This window comes from Stenotrophomonas sp. STEN056 (assembly GCF_056759635.1).
Genome location: NZ_JBRRDL010000004.1, coordinates 50,281 through 67,851, shown reverse-complemented (window position 1 = coordinate 67,851; position 17,571 = coordinate 50,281). Strand labels below are relative to the sequence as shown.

The 17,571-nt window shown below is 64.5% G+C and carries 16 protein-coding genes; 12 read left to right on the top strand and 4 right to left on the bottom strand.

Going from position 1 to position 17,571, the window contains the following annotated elements; translation table 11 throughout:
* The first annotated feature begins 7 nt into the window (after window positions 1-7).
* The 9 genes from bamA to ACVOLO_RS03545 all read left to right on the top strand — a co-directional run bounded on the left by bamA (window position 8) and on the right by ACVOLO_RS03545 (window position 12,499).
* A complete protein-coding gene (gene bamA / locus ACVOLO_RS03585; RefSeq protein WP_481568911.1) occupies window positions 8-2,473 on the top strand; it encodes an outer membrane protein assembly factor BamA in 2,466 nt (821 codons plus the stop codon).
* 329 nt (window positions 2,474-2,802) lie between these two features.
* Window positions 2,803-3,825, top strand: coding sequence for a UDP-3-O-(3-hydroxymyristoyl)glucosamine N-acyltransferase (gene lpxD, locus ACVOLO_RS03580; protein WP_481568910.1), 1,023 nt, complete (start codon window positions 2,803-2,805; stop codon window positions 3,823-3,825).
* Window positions 3,822-4,280 carry a 3-hydroxyacyl-ACP dehydratase FabZ gene (gene fabZ / locus ACVOLO_RS03575; RefSeq protein ID WP_481568909.1) on the top strand — a complete coding sequence of 153 codons (459 nt, stop codon included), beginning with the start codon at window positions 3,822-3,824 and terminating at the stop codon, window positions 4,278-4,280. The genes lpxD and fabZ overlap by 4 nt, the downstream gene beginning before the upstream one ends.
* 18 nt (window positions 4,281-4,298) lie before the next feature.
* Window positions 4,299-5,090, top strand: coding sequence for an acyl-ACP--UDP-N-acetylglucosamine O-acyltransferase (lpxA, locus tag ACVOLO_RS03570; RefSeq protein ID WP_481568908.1), 792 nt, complete (start codon window positions 4,299-4,301; stop codon window positions 5,088-5,090).
* Window positions 5,087-6,298, top strand: coding sequence for a lipid-A-disaccharide synthase (gene lpxB, locus ACVOLO_RS03565; RefSeq protein WP_481568907.1), 1,212 nt, complete (start codon window positions 5,087-5,089; stop codon window positions 6,296-6,298). The genes lpxA and lpxB overlap by 4 nt, the downstream gene beginning before the upstream one ends.
* A complete protein-coding gene (locus tag ACVOLO_RS03560) occupies window positions 6,295-6,954 on the top strand; it encodes a ribonuclease HII (protein WP_481568906.1) in 660 nt (219 codons plus the stop codon). Before lpxB ends, ACVOLO_RS03560 begins: the two co-directional genes overlap by 4 nt.
* A 136-nt stretch (window positions 6,955-7,090) precedes the next feature.
* On the top strand, window positions 7,091-10,684 hold the full coding sequence (dnaE, locus tag ACVOLO_RS03555) for a DNA polymerase III subunit alpha (RefSeq protein WP_481568905.1): 3,594 nt from the start codon (window positions 7,091-7,093) through the stop codon (window positions 10,682-10,684).
* Window positions 10,685-10,757: 73 nt separating this feature from the next.
* Complete coding sequence (locus tag ACVOLO_RS03550) at window positions 10,758-11,717, top strand: acetyl-CoA carboxylase carboxyltransferase subunit alpha (RefSeq protein WP_481568904.1); 960 nt, start codon at window positions 10,758-10,760, stop codon at window positions 11,715-11,717.
* 26 nt (window positions 11,718-11,743) lie between these two features.
* Window positions 11,744-12,499, top strand: coding sequence for a tetratricopeptide repeat protein (locus ACVOLO_RS03545; protein ID WP_481568903.1), 756 nt, complete (start codon window positions 11,744-11,746; stop codon window positions 12,497-12,499).
* Window positions 12,500-12,839: 340 nt separating this feature from the next.
* Here the strand turns inward: ACVOLO_RS03545 and ACVOLO_RS03540 are convergent, their stop codons facing one another.
* Entirely contained in the window at window positions 12,840-13,295 is a 456-nt protein-coding gene (locus ACVOLO_RS03540) for a CopD family protein (protein ID WP_481568902.1), read from the bottom strand.
* 63 nt (window positions 13,296-13,358) lie between these two features.
* Between ACVOLO_RS03540 and ACVOLO_RS03535 the strand changes: the two genes are divergently transcribed.
* Window positions 13,359-13,955 (top strand): methyltransferase domain-containing protein, encoded by a 597-nt coding sequence (locus tag ACVOLO_RS03535; RefSeq protein ID WP_481568901.1) that lies wholly within the window; start codon window positions 13,359-13,361, stop codon window positions 13,953-13,955.
* A gap of 84 nt (window positions 13,956-14,039) precedes the next feature.
* Complete coding sequence (locus ACVOLO_RS03530) at window positions 14,040-15,356, top strand: polyhydroxyalkanoate depolymerase (RefSeq protein WP_481568900.1); 1,317 nt, start codon at window positions 14,040-14,042, stop codon at window positions 15,354-15,356.
* 257 nt (window positions 15,357-15,613) lie between these two features.
* Here ACVOLO_RS03530 and ACVOLO_RS03525 read toward each other — a convergent pair whose 3' ends face one another.
* The 3 genes from ACVOLO_RS03525 to ACVOLO_RS03515 all read right to left on the bottom strand — a co-directional run bounded on the left by ACVOLO_RS03525 (window position 15,614) and on the right by ACVOLO_RS03515 (window position 16,927).
* A complete protein-coding gene (locus ACVOLO_RS03525) occupies window positions 15,614-15,928 on the bottom strand; it encodes a DMT family transporter (protein ID WP_481568899.1) in 315 nt (104 codons plus the stop codon).
* Between the two features lies 1 nt (window position 15,929).
* A complete protein-coding gene (locus ACVOLO_RS03520; protein ID WP_481568898.1) occupies window positions 15,930-16,286 on the bottom strand; it encodes a DMT family transporter in 357 nt (118 codons plus the stop codon).
* Between the two features lie 62 nt (window positions 16,287-16,348).
* Window positions 16,349-16,927, bottom strand: coding sequence for a TetR/AcrR family transcriptional regulator (locus tag ACVOLO_RS03515; protein WP_481568897.1), 579 nt, complete (start codon window positions 16,925-16,927; stop codon window positions 16,349-16,351).
* A 334-nt stretch (window positions 16,928-17,261) separates the two neighbouring features.
* Here ACVOLO_RS03515 and ACVOLO_RS03510 point away from each other — a divergent pair, with 334 nt between their 5' ends.
* Window positions 17,262-17,531, top strand: a complete 270-nt coding sequence (locus ACVOLO_RS03510; RefSeq protein ID WP_481568896.1) for a DUF2798 domain-containing protein — start codon at window positions 17,262-17,264, stop codon at window positions 17,529-17,531.
* The last annotated feature ends 40 nt before the right edge of the window (window positions 17,532-17,571 follow it).

The window sequence follows — 17,571 nt, the reverse complement described above, 5'->3', positions numbered from 1 at the left end:
ACGTGACATGACGCGACTTCCCAATCGCCGCCTGCTGGCCCTCGCCCTTGCTGCCGGTCTGGCCCTGCCTGCCTTCGCGCAGGCGGCCGAGCCCTTCACCGCCAGCGACATCCGTGTGGACGGCCTGCAGCGCATCTCCTCCGGCACCGTGTTCACCTACCTGCCGGTGGAGCGTGGCGATACGGTCGACGACGCCAAGGTCGGCGACACCATCCGTGCGCTGTACAAGACCGGCTTCTTCGAGGACGTGCAGCTGGATCGCCAGGGCGACATCCTCGTGGTCACGGTCAAGGAACGCCCGGCGATCAACAAGCTGACCGTCACCGGCAACAAGGACATCAAGAGCGAGCAACTGCTCAAGGGCCTGAGCGACATCGGCCTGAGCGAAGGCGGCACGTTCGACCGTTTGAGCCTGGACCGCGTGACCCAGGAGCTGCGCCGCCAGTACAACGACCGTGGCAAGTACAACGTGGAAATCACCCCGACGGTGAGCCCGCTGGACCGCAACCGCGTGGACGTGGCCATTGCCGTGAAGGAAGGCAAGGCCGCCAAGATCCGCCACGTCAACCTGGTCGGCACCGAAAAATTCCCGGCCGAGGACATCCTTGAGCAGTGGGAATCCAAGGAGCACAACTGGGCCTCGTGGTACCGCCGCGACGACCAGTACTCCAAGGAAAAGCTCTCCGGCGATCTGGAAAAGCTCAATTCCTGGTACCTGGACCGCGGCTACGTCGATTTCAGCATCGACTCCACCCAGGTCTCGATCAGCCCTGACAAGCGCGACATGTTCATCACCGCCGGCGTGACCGAAGGTGAGCAGTTCAAGATTTCCGAGATCAAGGTCACCGGCGACACGATCCTGCCGCAGGAAGACGTGGAGAAGATGGTCATCCAGAAATCGGGTGATACGTTCTCGCGCGCCCTGCTGGAATTCAGCGCCGATGGCATCACCAACAGCCTGTCCAACATCGGCTACGCCTTTGCCAAGGTCAATCCCATTCCCACCAGCAACCGCGCCGAGCGCACGGTTGCGGTGAACATGCAGGTCGTGCCGGGCCCGCGCGTGTCGGTGCGCCGCATCGTGTTCCAGGGCAACTCGCGCACCGCCGACGAAGTGCTGCGCCGTGAAATGCGCCAATTCGAGAACAGCTGGTACTCGCAGGCCGCCATCGACCGCTCCAAGATCCGTCTGCAGCGCCTGGGCTACTTCGAGTCGGTTGACGTGGAGACCCAGCCGGTCACCGGCAGCAACGACCAGGTCGACGTGGTCTACAACGTCAAGGAAACCACCTCCGGCAGCTTCGTGTTCGGCCTGGGCTATTCGCAGTCCTACGGCATGACCACCTCCGTGCAGCTGTCGCAGAACAACTTCCTGGGCGGCGGCAACCGCGTATCGGTGGAAGCATCGCGCAGCAGCTACCTGCAGCGTTATGCGTTCTCCTACACCAACCCCTACTTCACCGATGACGGTGTCTCGCTGGGCTACAACCTGTCGCTGCGCGAGCTGGACTACTCGGACTTCAACACCGCCCAGTACAACAGCACCAACGCGGCCGCACAGATGGTGTTCGGCATTCCGATCACCGAGAACGATGCGTTCTCGCTGATGTTCGGCATCGACAGCAACCAGATCAAGGCTTACCAGGGCTACACGCCGAAGTCGATCATCGACTACATCGATGCGGTCGGCCAGAACACCTTCCACTCCTGGCGCACCGAGCTGGGCTGGGCACGCGATACCCGCAACGACTACTTCATGCCAACGCGCGGTACCTACCAGCGCCTGGGCCTGGAAGCCACGCTGCCGGGCTCGACCGTTGAGTACTACAAGCTCAGCTACCAGTTCTCCAAGTACTGGCCGATCATCCCGTCGCTGGTCATCAATACCCGCCTGGAACTGGGTTATGGCGATTCGTATGGCAAAGATATCGTTCGCGACGTCTGCTGGAACGTGATTCCCGGCAAGCCCGGAACGCCTGCCAACGGCACCACACCCGCCGTCCCCGGTACCCCGGATACCACCGAAGTTGTCGATTGCGCCAGCAATCCCACCGCCAACCACCGCCAGCTCAAGGCCTCCGGCCTGCCGTTCTTCGAGAACTTCTACGCCGGCGGTACCAACTCGGTGCGCGGTTTCGAGGACAACACCCTGGGCCCGCGTTCGGAAATCATGGGCGGCTACTACAACGGGCAGCCGCTGGGTGGCTCGCTGAAGACGGTCGGCTCGATTGAAGCCTACTTCCCGAAGCTGTTCGACAGCCCTTCGGCACGTGTGTCGGCATTTATCGACTTCGGTAACGTCTACAACGGCATCGACAACTTCAAGGCCAATGAGCTGCGTGCATCGGCCGGTGTGGCCTTGCTGTGGCGCGCCCCGGTCGGCCCGATCTCGATCAGCTACGCGATTCCGCTGAAGAAGGAAGATGGCGACGAGATCGAGCGCCTGCAGTTCACCTTCGGCGGCCAGTTCTGACGCATTGGCCCGCTTGGTCGGGGCTCCGGCCCCGACCATCCGGTTGTCGGCCGCGGCGTAGACCCGCGCGTGTACTCCGGCCTTCCAAAGCTCCGTGCCGGTCGGTACGCATGCCCCATCCGAAGGTCTTCTTCCAGAACCGCCAACGTGCGGTTCTGGTCGTTTCTGGCATCCAGCACGCGGGCTTCCGTTGGCTGCGGATGCCCGCCCCACGACCGCGGGATGCCTACCTGCGTCTTCATTGACCGGCACCGCGCCCCAGCGCCTGCCGGCCGCGTCGGCCCGGCCGCCCCCATGACCGTCACCTGCGCACCCTGTAAACTCGCCGCGTGAATACTCCTACCTATACCGCTCAGGAACTTGCCGACCGCTTCGGACTGCAGGTGCAAGGTGATCCGGCTGCCGCCATCTCCGGCGTGGCCACGCTCGCCCACGCCGGCCCCGGTCAGCTCACTTTTCTCGCCAATCCCCGCTATCGCGCGCAGTTGGCCGACAGCAAGGCGTCCATCGTGGTGCTGCGCGCCGATGATGCCGAGGCTGCACCCGGTACGGCACTGGTTGCCAAGGATCCGTATACCGCCTTCGCGCGGATCGGCGCCCTGTTCGAGACCGCGCCACTGCGCGAACCCGGCATCCACCCCAGCGCGGTCATTGACCCGAGCGCGACGGTGGCTGCCAGCGCACACATCGGCCCGCACGTGTGCATCGGTGCCCGCTCGGTGATCGGTGAAGCCTGCATCATCGGCCCCGGCAGCATCATCGGCGATGACTGCACCCTGGATGCCGGCTGCGAACTGCTGGCCCGCGTCACCCTGGTGGCCCGGGTCAAGCTGGGCAAGCGCGTGCGCGTCCACCCCGGCGCCGTACTCGGCGGCGAAGGCTTCGGCCTGGCGATGGACGGCGGGCGCTGGATCAAGGTGCCGCAGCTGGGCGGCGTGCGCATTGGCGATGACTGCGAGATCGGCTGCAACAGCTGCGTGGACCGCGGCGCGCTGGAAGACACCGTGCTCGACGAAGACGTGCGCGTGGACAACCTGGTGCAGATCGCCCACAACGTGCAGATCGGCGCGCACAGCGCCATCGCCGGTTCCACCGGCATTGCCGGCAGTGCCAAGATCGGCCGCTACTGCCTGCTGGGTGGCGCGGTCGGTGTGGTTGGCCACCTGGAAATCTGCGACCACGTCGTCATCACCGGCAAATCGGTGGTGCGCAACTCGATTACCGAACCGGGCGAGTACTCGTCCGGCACCCCTTTGACCGACAACCGCACGTGGCGCAAGAACGCCGCGCGCTTCAAGCAGCTCGATGCGCTGGCAAGGCGCATCCTGGCTGTGAGCAAGGAGAAAGAATGAACGCACCGTTGCAGCTGCCCGTGGATGTCACCACGATCCAGACCTTGATCCCGCACCGCTACCCGTTCCTGCTGGTGGACAAGGTGGTCGAGCTCGACGTCGAGGCCAAGCGCATCGTCGCGCACAAGAACGTCACCATCAACGAGCCGTTCTTCCAGGGCCACTTCCCGGGCCAGCCGATCATGCCGGGCGTGCTGATCATCGAAGCCCTGGCGCAGGCCGGCGGCGTGCTGACCCAGCTGAGCCTGGGCCGCGATGCGCAGTCCAAGCTGTTCTACCTGGTCAAGGTCGACAACGTGCGCTTCATGAAACAGGTGGTGCCGGGTGACGTGCTTGAGCTGCATGTGCAGGTCAAGCGCGTGATCCGCAACATGGCCGTCTACTACGGCGAAGCCAAGGTGGATGGTGAAGTGGTCGCACATGCCGAAGTGCTGTGCGCCGGCACCCGCGATTGATCTGGCTGGAGCAACACGATGAGTGACAGCGCCCCCCTGATTCACCCGACTGCAGTCATCGATCCTTCGGCCAAGCTGGGCCAGGGTGTGCGCGTGGGCGCGTTCACCCTGATCGGTGCCGATGTCGAAATTGGTGACGGCACCGAAATCGGTCCGCATTGCAGCATCCATGGCCCGACCCGCATCGGCCGCGACAACCGTTTCATCGGCCATGTCGCCGCTGGTGGCGAACCGCAGGACAAGAAGTTCAACGGCGAACGCACCGAACTGGTGATCGGCGACCGCAACGTGTTCCGCGAGTTCGTCACCCTCAGCCGCGGCACTGCCGGCGGCGGCGGTGTGACCACGATCGGCAACGACAACTGGATGCTGGCCTATACCCACATCGCGCACGACTGCCATGTTGCCGACCACTGCGTGTTCTCCAACAACACCACGCTGGCCGGGCACGTCAGCGTGGGCAACTGGGTGATCATCAGCGGCTTCGCCGGCGCCCACCAGTTCTGCCGCATTGGCGACCATGCCTTCCTTGGCATGGGTTCGCTGGTGACCGGCGACATCCCGCCGTTCACCATGGTTGGCATCGACGGCCACGGCCGTCCGCGCGGCATCAACAGTGAAGGCCTGAAGCGCCGCGGCTTCGACGCCGAGCGCATCACCGCGATCAAGCGTGCCTATCGCACGATCTACGTCGCCGGCCTGCCGCTGGCCGAGGCCAAGCAGCAACTGGCCGAGCAGGCGCGTGACAGCGAAGACGTCAAGCAGTTGCTGGACTTCATCGAAAGCGCCGAGCGCCCGCTGCAGCGATGATGACCGCCGGGGTTCGCGATTCGGAATCAGGCAGCACCCGCAAGCCGCGCATTGCGCTGGTTGCCGGTGAGGCGTCGGGTGACCTGCTCGGCGCTGGCCTGATCAAGGCCCTGCGTGCGCGTTACCCCGATGCCGAGTTTGCCGGCATCGGCGGCGATGCCATGCGCAATGCCGGTTGCGAAACCTGGTTTGATGCCAGCGAGCTGGCGCTGATGGGCCTGGCTGAAATCCTGCGCCATCTGCCGCGCCTGCTGAAGCTGCGCAAGGAATTCCGCCAGCGCGTGCTCGATTGGCAACCGGATGTATTCATCGGCATCGACGCACCGGATTTCAATCTGGGCGTGGAGAAATGGCTCAAGCAGCGCGGCCTGCGCACCGTGCATTACGTCAGCCCGTCGGTCTGGGCGTGGCGTGAAAAACGCGCCGAGAAGATCGGCGCCAGCGCTGACCTGGTGCTGTGCCTGTTCCCGATGGAGCCGCCGATCTACGCGCGTCATGGCATCGATGCGCGTTTTGTCGGCCACCCGATGGCCGATGACATCCCGCTCGAAAATGATCGCCTGCAGGCGCGTGCCGCACTAGATGTCCCCGCACAGGTGCCGGTGCTTGCAGTGCTGCCGGGCAGTCGCCTGGGCGAAGTCAGCCGGCTCGGCCCGCCATTTTTCGCGGCGGCCTGGCAGCTGTGCGAGGACAAGCGCGACCTGCATATCGTGGTGCCTGCGGCCAACGCCAAGTGCAAGGCCTTGATCGTCGAGCAGATGCGTGCCGCCGCGCTGCCCAGCGCACGCGTACACCTGCTGGATGGCCGTGCCCGCGAAGCGATGATCGCCGCCGACGTGGTGATGCTGGCCTCCGGCACCGCCACGCTGGAAACCATGCTGGTCAAGCGGCCGATGGTGGTGGGCTACCGCGTCGCCGAACTCACCTATCGCATCGTCAGCATGCTGGGGCTGATCAAGGTCAACCGCTACGCGCTGCCCAATGTACTTGCAGGCAAGGATCTGGCGCCGGAGTTGATACAGCACGACTGCACGCCGGAAAACCTGACCGCCGCCGTGCGGCATTGGTTCGATCACCCCGAGGCCATCAACGCCCTGCAGGGCGACTACCTGCGCCTGCATCAACAACTGCGCCAGGACGCCTCCGCGCGCGCCGCCGAGGCTGTCGCCGGCCTGCTGGAAGCAACGCCCAACAAAGGCCAACCGTGACCGGCCGCCGCTCCAGCGCCAAGGCAGCGGATGCTTCGCTGTCGCTGTTCGACGATGCCAGCCTGACGGCCCGCCAGAGCCCGCGTCTGGTCGCCGGTGTCGATGAAGCCGGGCGCGGCCCGCTGGCCGGCCCGGTTGCGGTGGCCGCCGTGGTGTTCTGCCCGGACCGGCCGCGCCTCAATGGGCTGGATGATTCCAAGGCACTGACCGCTGCCAAGCGCGAGCTGCTCTACGACCGCATCATCGAACGCGCCCTGGCCTACAACATCGTCATGGTCGATGTCGCCCAGATCGACAGCCTCAATATTTTCCAGGCCACGATGCAGGGCATGCGCCAGGCAGTGGAAGGCGTGGCGCATGTGGCCCAGTTCGCGCGCATCGACGGCAACAAGATTCCCAAGGGGCTGCCCTGCCCGGCCGAGGCACTGGTCGGCGGTGATGCGCTTGACCGCGCGATCATGGCCGCCTCGATCCTGGCCAAGGTCAGCCGCGACCGCTACATGCTGGCGCTGCACCAACAGCACCCGGAATACGGCTTCGACCAGCACAAGGGCTACGGCACGCCGTTCCATATGGCAGCACTGAAGGCGCACGGCCCCTGCCATGAACACCGGCGTTCGTTTGCACCTGTGCGGGCGCTGCTGCCGGAAACATAGTCCACCGCAAGCAGGCGCCGGCATGAGCTCCCCGCCGCGCCCGCCTGGCTGCCCCTGTAGTGCGGCCCCCAGCTGACCCCCGCTTGCTCCCCCGCCCCCCCGTCGTTACCCTGCGTCGGCACACTTCTGGCCCGGCATGTCTACTTCTTCCCGCTTCGTACACCTTCACGTCCACACCGAATTCTCGATGGTGGACTCCACCATCCGTGTCCCGGCCAAGCCGGACCAGGCCGATCCCAAGAAAGCCAAGCAGGCCAACCTGCTCAGTCGCTCGGTGGAGATGCAGGCCCCGGCCCTGGCCGTCACCGACCTGAACAACATGTTCGCGCTGGTGAAGTTCTACAAGGCCGCCGAAGGCGTGGGCATCAAGCCCATCGCCGGTGCCGACCTGCTGATCGCAGAGGAAGGCCAGGACCCGTGGCGGATGACCTTGCTGTGCCGCGACCGCGAGGGCTACCTGAGCCTGTCGCGGCTGCTCACCCGTGCATGGATGGAAGGCCACCGCAACGAAGGCGGCGTCGCGGTGCACCCGCAATGGCTGAAGGACGGTTGCCAGAACCTGTTCGCGCTGGCCGGCCGCCACAGTCTGGCCGGCCGCCTGGCCGGCGAAGGCCGCCACGATCTGGCCGAGCAACAGCTGGCCGACTGGCAGCGTGTGTTCGGCGATGGCCTGCACCTGGAACTGACCCGCACCGGCCGTGATGGTGAAGAGCCGTTCAACCAGTTCGCGCTGATGGCCGCCGGCCAGCGTGGACTGCCGGTGGTCGCCACCAACGACGTGCGCTTCCTGTCGCCGGATGATTTCGACGCGCACGAAGCGCGCGTGTGCATCTCCACCGGCCGCGTGCTGGACGACCCCAAGCGTCCGCGCGAGTACAGCCGCGAGCAGTACCTGAAAACGCCCGAACAGATGTGCGAGCTGTTCGCCGACATCCCCGATGCCATCGACAACACGCTGGCGCTGGCGCAGCGCTGCAATGTCGAAATGCGGCTGGGCACCTACTTCCTGCCCAACTATCCGGTACCCGACGACGAAACCCTGGACACCTGGATCCAGAAGATGTCGCGCGACGGCCTGACCGAGCGCCTGGAGAAGAATCCACTGGCGCCGGGCATGAGCCGCGAGGATTACTTCGAGCGGCTGGAGTTCGAGCTCAACACCATCATCAAGATGGGGTTCCCGGGCTACTTCCTGATCGTTGCCGACTTCATCCAGTGGGGCAAAAACCAAGGCATTCCGATCGGCCCGGGCCGTGGTTCCGGCGCCGGTTCGCTGGTGGCGTGGGCGCTGAAGATCACCGACCTGGATCCGCTGCCGTACAACCTGCTGTTCGAGCGTTTCCTCAACCCCGAACGCGTGTCGATGCCCGACTTCGACATCGACTTCTGCATGGACCGCCGCGATGAGGTGATCGACTACGTCGCGCGCAAGTACGGCCGCGAGCGCGTCAGCCAGATCATCACCTACGGCACCATGGCGGCCAAGGCCGTGGTGCGCGACACCGGCCGTGTGCTGGGCTTCCCGTATGGCCTGGTCGATGGTGTTTCCAAGCTGATCCCCAACATCCTGGGCATCCACCTGAAGGATGCGCTGGGCAAGGGCAAGGACGGCGCGGATTCGGAAATGGCCTCGGCCGAACTGATCCAGCGCTACGAAACCGAGGACGACGTCCGCGACCTGATTGACCTTGCCCTGCAGCTGGAAGACCTCACCCGCAACGCCGGCAAGCACGCCGGTGGCGTGGTGATCGGCCCCGAGCCGCTGAGCGAGTTCTGCCCGCTGTACGCCGAACATGACGAAGGCGGCATCGGCAAGAACCCGGTCACCCAGTTCGACAAGAACGACGTGGAAGAAGTGGGCCTGGTGAAGTTCGACTTCCTTGGCCTGCGCACGCTGACCATCATTGACTGGGCGGTGAAGGCGATCAACCAGCGCCACGAGCGCGCCGGCATTCCGCCGGTGGACATCGCCGCCATCCCGCTTGATGACGCGCCCACCTACAAGGACATCTTCGCCAACGGCAACACCGGCGCGGTGTTCCAGTTTGAATCCTCGGGCATGCGCCGCCTGCTGAAGGACGCGCGCCCGGACCGCTTCGAAGACCTGATCGCGCTGGTGTCGCTGTACCGCCCCGGCCCGATGGACCTGATTCCTTCCTTCAACGCGCGTAAGCACGGCCAGGAAGAAATCATCTATCCCGATCCGCGCACCGAAGCCATCCTGAAAGACACCTACGGCATCATGGTGTACCAGGAGCAGGTGATGCAGATGGCGCAGATCGTCGGCGGCTACTCGCTGGGCGGCGCCGATCTGTTGCGCCGTGCGATGGGCAAGAAGGTGCCGGCGGAAATGGCCAAGCACCGCGAAATTTTCCGCGAAGGTGCGGCCAAGGACGGCGTGGATGAAGCCAAGGCCGACGCCATCTTCGACTTGATGGAAAAGTTTGCCGGCTACGGTTTCAACAAATCGCACGCCGCCGCCTATGCATTGGTCAGTTACCAGACTGCTTGGCTCAAGCGTCATTACCCGGCCGAATTCATGGCCGCGACGCTGTCTTCGGACATGGACAACACCGACAAGGTGGTGGGCTTCCTGGCCGAGGTACGCAACCTCGGGCTGACCGTGCTGCCGCCGCGTGTCAACGAATCGGCCTACATGTTCGAGGCGGCCAACGCCGACACCATCCGCTACGGCCTGGGTGCCATCAAGGGCGTCGGCCAGGGCGCCTGCGAGGCCGTGGTCGAAGAACGACAGCGCAGTGGCGAATACCTCTCGCTGCTGGATTTCTGCACACGCATCGAGTCGGGCAAGCTCAACCGGCGCACGCTTGAAGCGATGATCAACTGTGGCGCGCTCGATGGCCTGGGCAAGAATCGCGCAACCTTGATGCTGCAGTTGCCGGAAGTGCTCAAGGCCACCGAGCAGATGGCGCGCGAAAAAGCGTCGGGCCAGAACTCGCTGTTCGGCGCGCCCGACGCGGCCAGCACGGCGCGCCAGCTGGATCTGCCCGAGAGCAAGGAATGGCAACTGGCACAACTGCTCAACGGCGAGCGCGAAACGCTGGGCTTCTATCTCAGCGGCCACCCGTTCGATCCGTATGCCGAGGACGTCAAGGAACTGGTCGGCACCGACCTGGGCGCCCTGGACAAGCTCATTGCGCCAGCGTTCCCGTCCAAGGACGGTGAAAAGCGCGCGTGGCGGCAGGAGTCGCCGGTGATCCTGGCCGGCATGGTCGTGGGTGTACGCCGCAAGGGCGACAGCCAGGTGTTCATGCAGCTGGAAGACGGCAAGGGCCGTGTGGAGTGCAGCGCCTTCACCGACGGCCTGGCCGAATTCGGCCACCTGATGACCAAGGACCGCATCCTGGTCGTGAAGGGCGGCCTGCGCGAGGATGAATTCAACGGCGGCTATGCATTGCGCATCCGCCAGTGCTGGGATTACGAGCAGTTGTGCGCCGACCATGCCACCGGCATGTTCCTGCGCGTGGACGGCCGCGGCGGCCCAATTTGGCAGCGCATCGACACCCTGCTGGCCAGTGCACGCCCCGGCCGCACCCCGTTGCGGCTGGACCTGCTGCTCAACGGCAAGCCCGACGGCAGCGTGGCCGGCATGCTCGACCTGGGCGGCCCCGGCGCGGTGCGGGTGAGCCCGCAGCTGCTGGATACCCTGCGCGAAGACCCCGCCGTGCGCCGGGTCAAGGTCAAGTACAGCCCGCCCTGGGCCAACTGACCGAACGGACGCGTACGGGTTGATCCGCCGCGTTCGGCTACACTTCCCCTCTTTAAATTCATGACGGTTTCCGATGAATCCGAACTACCTCGACTTCGAGCAACCCATCGCTGATCTGGAATCCAAGATCAAGGACCTGCGCAGCGCCAGCGCCGGGCCGGCGGTCAATGTCGATGCCGAGGTGAAGGCGCTGGAAGACAAGCTGCGCCTGCGTACCGCACAGATCTTCCGCAACCTTTCCTCCTGGCAGGTGCTGCAGGTGGCGCGTCACCCGTCGCGCCCCTATCCGCTGGACTACATCCGCATCTTCTGTGACGAGTTCCAGGAGCTGGCCGGCGACCGCGCCTTTGCCGATGACAAGGCCATTGTTGGCGGCCTGGCCCGTATCGGTGGCCGTTCGGTGATGCTGATCGGCCACCAGAAAGGCCGCGACACCAAGGAAAAGGTGCGCCGCAACTTCGGCATGCCCAAGCCCGAGGGCTACCGCAAGGCACTGCGCCTGATGAAGATGGCCGAGCGTTTCGGCCTGCCGGTGCTGACCCTGATCGACACCGCCGGTGCCTGGCCGGGTATCGACGCCGAAGAGCGTGGCCAGTCCGAGGCCATCGCCCGCAACCTGATGGAGATGGCCGAGCTGAAGGTGCCGGTGATCTGCACGGTGATCGGCGAAGGCGGCTCCGGCGGCGCACTGGCACTGGGCGTGGGCGACCGCACCCTGATGCTGGAATACAGCGTCTACTCGACCATCAGCCCGGAAGGCTGCGCCTCCATTCTTTGGAAGGACGCCGGCAAGGCCAAGGAAGCGGCCGAGCAATTGGGCATGACCGCACCGCGCCTGAAGAGCCTGGGCCTGATCGACAAGGTCATCCGCGAGCCGATCGGCGGCGCCCACCGCAACCCCACGCAGATGGGCAAGCGCTTGAAGGCCGTGCTGCTCAACGAGCTGGACGCGCTGGACAAGCTGAGCGTGGACGCGCTGCTGGAGCAGCGTTACAAGCGCCTGCGCAGCTACGGTGCCTACGAAGCGGCCTGAGCCGCCTCCACCACGGGAACGCACGGATGAGCCCGATCATTCTGCTTTCGCTGATCCTGCAGGTCGCCTGCTGCGTGCATGTGGTGCGCACCGGGCGACCGCTCTACTGGATCTTCATCCTGCTGTTCTTCTCGTACCTGGCCGTGCTGATCTATGTGATCGCCGAGGTCGTGCCCGAGCTGCGCAACAACCCCAGCGCACGTCGCGGCATGCGCAAGGTGCGCAACCAGCTCGATCCGCAGCGTGAAAAACGCGAGGCCGACCAGCGCCTGCGCGTCTCCGATACCGCCGAAAACCGTCGCCAACTGGCCGAACAGCACCTGGCCCACGGCCAGTACGCCGAGGCCGCGACGCTGTTTGAAGGCGCGCTGCGCGGCATCCACCGCGAAGACCCCGACCTGATGCTCGGCCTGGCCAAGGCGCAATACGGTCTGCACCAGGCCGCGCAGGCGCGGAAAACGCTGGAAGCGCTGATTGCCGCCAACCCCGGCTTCCGTTCCCACGAAGGTCATCTGTTGTATGCCCGCACCGTGGAAGACAGCGGCGATCTGCCGGCAGCCCTGCACGAGTACGAAGCACTGGTCGAGGGCTACCCGGGCGAAGAAGCCAGGTTGCGCCACGGCCTGTTGCTACAGCGTGCCGGGCGCCTGCAGGACGCTGACAAACAGTTCCAGGCCGTGCTGGACCGCGCCGACATCTCACCCCGCTATTACCAGCAGGCACAGCGCGAGTGGATTGATGCCGCACGCCGGGAACTGCGGCAACGCGCGCCCAGCGCCTGAGTCATCTGCAAGGCCGGCATTGCCGGCCTTTTTGTTTGGTGCGGGGGATTGCTTCCCCCCCTCTCCCCAACCCCTCTCCCGCAAGGGGAGAGGGGCTCGGTAGGCCGCGAGTTGAGGCAATACGTGCAACTGCAGCTTCAAAGCCCCTCTCCCCTTGCGGGACGAAGAGGAGCGTTTGCGAACCATTGGTTCGCGATCCGATGAGTGCCCTTGCGTCAACGCAAGGGCCGGGGCGCGGAGCGGGCGTTGGGGAGAGGGGGAAGGCCTTCAGCAACGCGCAAAAAAGAAAGACCAGCAATGTGCCGGCCTTTCTTTCGCATCCAACAATGCTGCAGAAACCTCAGAACGGCTTGGCCAGCACCAGGTACACAATCGCAATGAACAACACCAACGGCAGCTCGTTGAACCAGCGCAGCGCGCGCGAGGACGGCAGCGGCTTGCCCTTCAGCGTGCCCTTCAACCAGCGGCCGGTGAAGGTGTAATAGACCAGCAGCAACACCACCAGGCCCAGCTTTGCGTGCAGCCAACCCGCGGCGCCCGGGGCTACCATGGTCGGGAAATCAGGCAGCACCTTGTAGCCCAGCCACAGCACCAAACCCAGCACGAAGGCGATGCCGAACATGGTGTGGCCAAACCCGTACAGACGCTTGCCCATCAGCTGCAAGCGCTCCACCACCGCAGGCTGGCCGGCGGCCTCGGCAAGGTTGACCAGAATGCGCGGCAGATAGAACACCGCCGCCATCCACGCCACCACGAACACAAGGTGAAAGGTCTTGACCCAGAAATACGACTGCATGCATGTGCTCCGGCGGCGGCGTAGGATGGGCGCCATTTTCGCCCATCCGCACAAGACACGCACATGCAGGACAAGCAGTACGACGCCGCCTACTTCCAACGCTGGTACCGACGCGGTGATATCGGCGGCGCTGCGCGCCTGGCGCGCAAGGTGCAATTGGCCGTTGCCAGCGCCGAGTATTACCTCGAACGCCCCATCCGCAGCGTGCTGGATGTCGGTTGCGGCGAAGCAGCATGGCGTGCGCCGCTGCTGAAACTGCGGCCCAAACTGCAGTACATGGGGTTTGACAGCAGCGAGTACGCGGTGCGCCGTTACGGCCGCACCCGCAATATCCACCTGGCCCGCTTCGGTGATTTCCAATGGCTGCGCCCGTGCGCGCCGGTGGATCTGCTGATCTGTTCTGATGTGATGCATTACGTGCCCAGCCGCGAGTTGCGCCAGGGCGTGGAAGGCCTGGCCGAGCTGTGCGGTGGCGTCGCCTTCCTGGAAACCTTCACCGCCGAGGACGATTTCCACGGCGACCACGAGGGCTTCCAGAAGCGTCCGGCGCGCTGGTACCGCCGCCAGTTGCAGGACGTGGGCTTCCGCTCGGTGGGCTCGCATTGCTGGCTGGGCCCGGCCTTCAGCGAGGACATCGCAGCGCTTGAGCGCAGCGGCTGAATACGCAGGCGCGGCATTTAACGCCGGATTCGCCCGGTTGCGCTATGCTGCGCAGCACCATATGACCATACATAATGCATAGACATGCTCTATAACCTGCATGAGTTGACCCGCAACCTGCTCGCCCCCTGGGTTCACCAGGCGCAAGCCAATGCGGCGTTCTTCAACAAACCGGGGCATTGGTGGTCATCCATGCCGGGTGCCGACCGCTTCGCGGCGATGAACGAGTTGTTCCATCGCCTCGGCAAGGATTACGAGAAGCCCGAATGGGGCATCCATGAGCTGGAACTGGACGGCGAGATCGTCCCCATCGCCCAGCTCACGGAAATGGAAAAGCCGTTCTGCAAATTGCTGCGCTTCAAGCGCCACAGCAATGAAACCTCCAAGGTCGAGGCGCTGCTCGCCCAGCCCATCGTGCTGGTGGTGGCGCCGCTGTCCGGCCACCACGCCACGCTGCTGCGTGACACCGTGCGCACGTTGTTGCGCGACCACCGCGTGTACGTCACCGACTGGGTGGACGCACGCATGGTGCCGGTGGAACAGGGCGAGTTCGGCCTGGACGATTACATCGAGTACGTGCAGGAATTCATCCGCCACCTCGGCGCCGAGAATGTGCACGTGGTCAGCGTCTGCCAGCCGACGGTGCCGGTGCTGGCCGCCGTGTCGTTGATGGCCAGCCGCGGCGAAACCACGCCGCGCTCGCTGGTGATGATGGGTGGCCCGATCGATGCGCGCTGCAGCCCGACCGCGGTCAACAACCTGGCCACGCGCAACCCGCTGTCGTGGTTCGAGAACAACGTCATCCACACCATTCCTGCGCCCTACCCGGGCCAGGGCCGCCGCGTGTACCCGGGCTTCCTGCAGCACGCCGGTTTCGTGGCGATGAACCCCAGCCGGCACCTGATGTCGCACTGGGATTTCTATACCGACCTGGTCAAGGGCGACATGGACGATGCCAATGCGCACCGCCATTTCTACGACGAATACAACGCCGTGCTGGACATGCCGGCCAAGTTCTACCTGGACACCATCCGCGTGGTTTTCCAGGAGTTCCTGCTGCCGCGTGGCGAGTGGTATGTGCGCGGCGAGCATGTGGACCCGTCCGCCATCCGCGACACCGCCCTGCTGAGCATCGAAGGCGAGCTGGACGACATCGCCGGCCTCGGCCAGACCGAAGCCGCGCAGGCCTTGTGCACCGGCATTCCGGCCGCGCGCCGTGACCATTTCATCGTTGAAGGCGCCGGCCATTACGGCATCTTCAGCGGCCGCCGCTGGCGTGAAGTGGTGTACCCGAAGATGCGCGATTTCTTCAGCGCGCAGTCGCAGCCGGCGGCGGCGAAGAAGCCCCGCAAGAGCACCAGCAGCAACGTCACCCCGCTGCGTCGTCGCGCACAGCGCTGACAGCTTTGGCTTTGCTTAAGCCCCTCTCCCGTTCACGGAAGAGGGGTTGGGGTGAGGGGAAGAGCGAAGCGACAGTAATTGAGCTTGCAGTGCGCTATCCGGGGCCTGTTGTAGAGGCTCCAAGAGCTCCGAAGACTCAAGCGCTAAAAGCTCCCCCTCATCCACCCTTCGGGCACCTTCTCCCGTAAACGGGAGAAGGGCAAAAATCAGCACTCCTCGCATACGAAGGCCCCGGCATCCACCGGGGCCTGCTGCATTCACGAAACCGCCTTCAACCCCACCACGCCGATCACGATCACGCCAAGGCTGAGCAGCCGCGCAACACTGCGTGATTCGCCAAAGAACAGCATGTTGACCAGCACCGCCGCTGCTGTGCCCAGGCCTATCCACACCGCGTAGGCCACGCTCAGCTGGATGTAGCGGAACGATTGGTACAACAACACGAACGACGCGCCGAAACCGCCGAAGAACATCAATGCATTGAGCGCGTTCCTGTGCAGGCTATAACGCTTCAAACCAACCACGCCCAGCGTTTCCATCAGTGCCGCGGTCACTACCAGAAACCAACCCATTTCAGCCTCCCTGGCCGGCGGCGCCGGTACTGTCTGCGGCCTTGCCATCGGCCAGCTTCAGTGCAATCACACCGATCACCAGCAGCGCCATGAAACCGCCCTTGGCAACGCTGAAACTGCCGTCGAACAGAAAGATATCCATCAATGCGGCGCCCACCGTGCCCACCGCCGCGAACACTGCGTACACCGTGCCGGTCGGCAGGCTTTCGCAGGCACGCGCCAGCCATTGGAAGTCCACCAGGATCACCGCGATGATCGGTATCCAGTGCCACCACACCGTCGCCACGTTGAAGCCGTAGACCCAGACCAGCTCGAACGCGCAGGTCAGGGCCACGTAAAACCAGCCTTTACTGGCCATGCGTTTCTCCTCGTTGATTGTCTGCATCACGCAGCGGCGTGATGCATGAAAGGGCTGCGCCGCTACTCGGCCGCCGTGCGGCCAAGACCTGCACGGATGAAGCGCTCCAACTCCGCGCGATGCGCATGCGCCTCCTGCGGCGCAGTGGCGGCATACAGGTGCACCTGCTCGGCCGCGGCCTCAATGGCGCCGACCAACACTCTTGCTGCGTAGCGTGGCTGCACATTGGCGGCCACCGCGCCTTCGGCACGTGCCTGTTCCAGCACCTGCTGCAGCCAGTCATACAACGGCGCGTAGATGGCTTCCCAGCGCCGCATTTCATCGGTCTGGGTCATGCCGCTGTACAGCAGCGCCACCACCTGGTGTTGTTCTTCGACCACGGCGAAGATCGCCCCGGCCAGCGCATCAAGCTGGGCAGCCGCCGACAGGCCGTCCAGCTGCGCATGCAGACGTTGCAACATGCGCGCGACCACCTGCTCGGCAATGCCGCCCATCACCGCAAGCCGCGACGGGAAGTACAGGTAATAGGTGCCCTGTGCGATGCCGGCACGCTTGACGATGTCCGAGACCGTGGCTTTCTCCACGCCCTTTTCGCCGAACACGGCAATGGCGGCATCGATGATGGCGGTGCGCTTGTCCATGCAATAAACAGCAGATCACTGACTGACTGTCAGTCATTTTAGATGGAAGCCCTGCCGGGTCAAGCCGATGCCAAGGGCCGGTAAATGCCCGGTTCAAACTCGCAGTCAGTCCCCATTCCCTGCGGCCGCGCAGGCATGTACCGCGGACAAGGCGCTGCGCATCGAGTTCTTGCCTTCGCACGCGGCGGCTTCTACCATGCCCGCCGTCGTCGTTCTCGCGGCGACCGTAAGCGTTCACGTCAAACAACGCGCCCATCAACTCCGGCATTGCCGGGGCTGTTCGCCCAGTTGCGGGTGAAGGCGCCTTTGCTTGACCGGATCAAGGAATCCTCGCGTGAACGCTACAAACACACCCACTCATTTTTTCGGCATCCCCAAACTTCCCGCGCGCTACGGCTCGCTGGTCATGCCGCTGCTGCTCTCTGCCCTGATGACCTGCATCGTGTCGCTGATCAGCACGCTCAAGGCCATTGGCATGTCGCCTCATCTCACTTCCCGTTGGCTCGGAGCCTGGGGTATTTCGTGGCTCATCGCATTCCCGGTGTTGCTGCTGCTCCTGCCTGTGGTTCGCAGGGCGACCTCGGCACTCGTGCGCCCCGCATGACCGTGAACATCCGCGGCATTTGCCGCCGCTGAAAACAAAA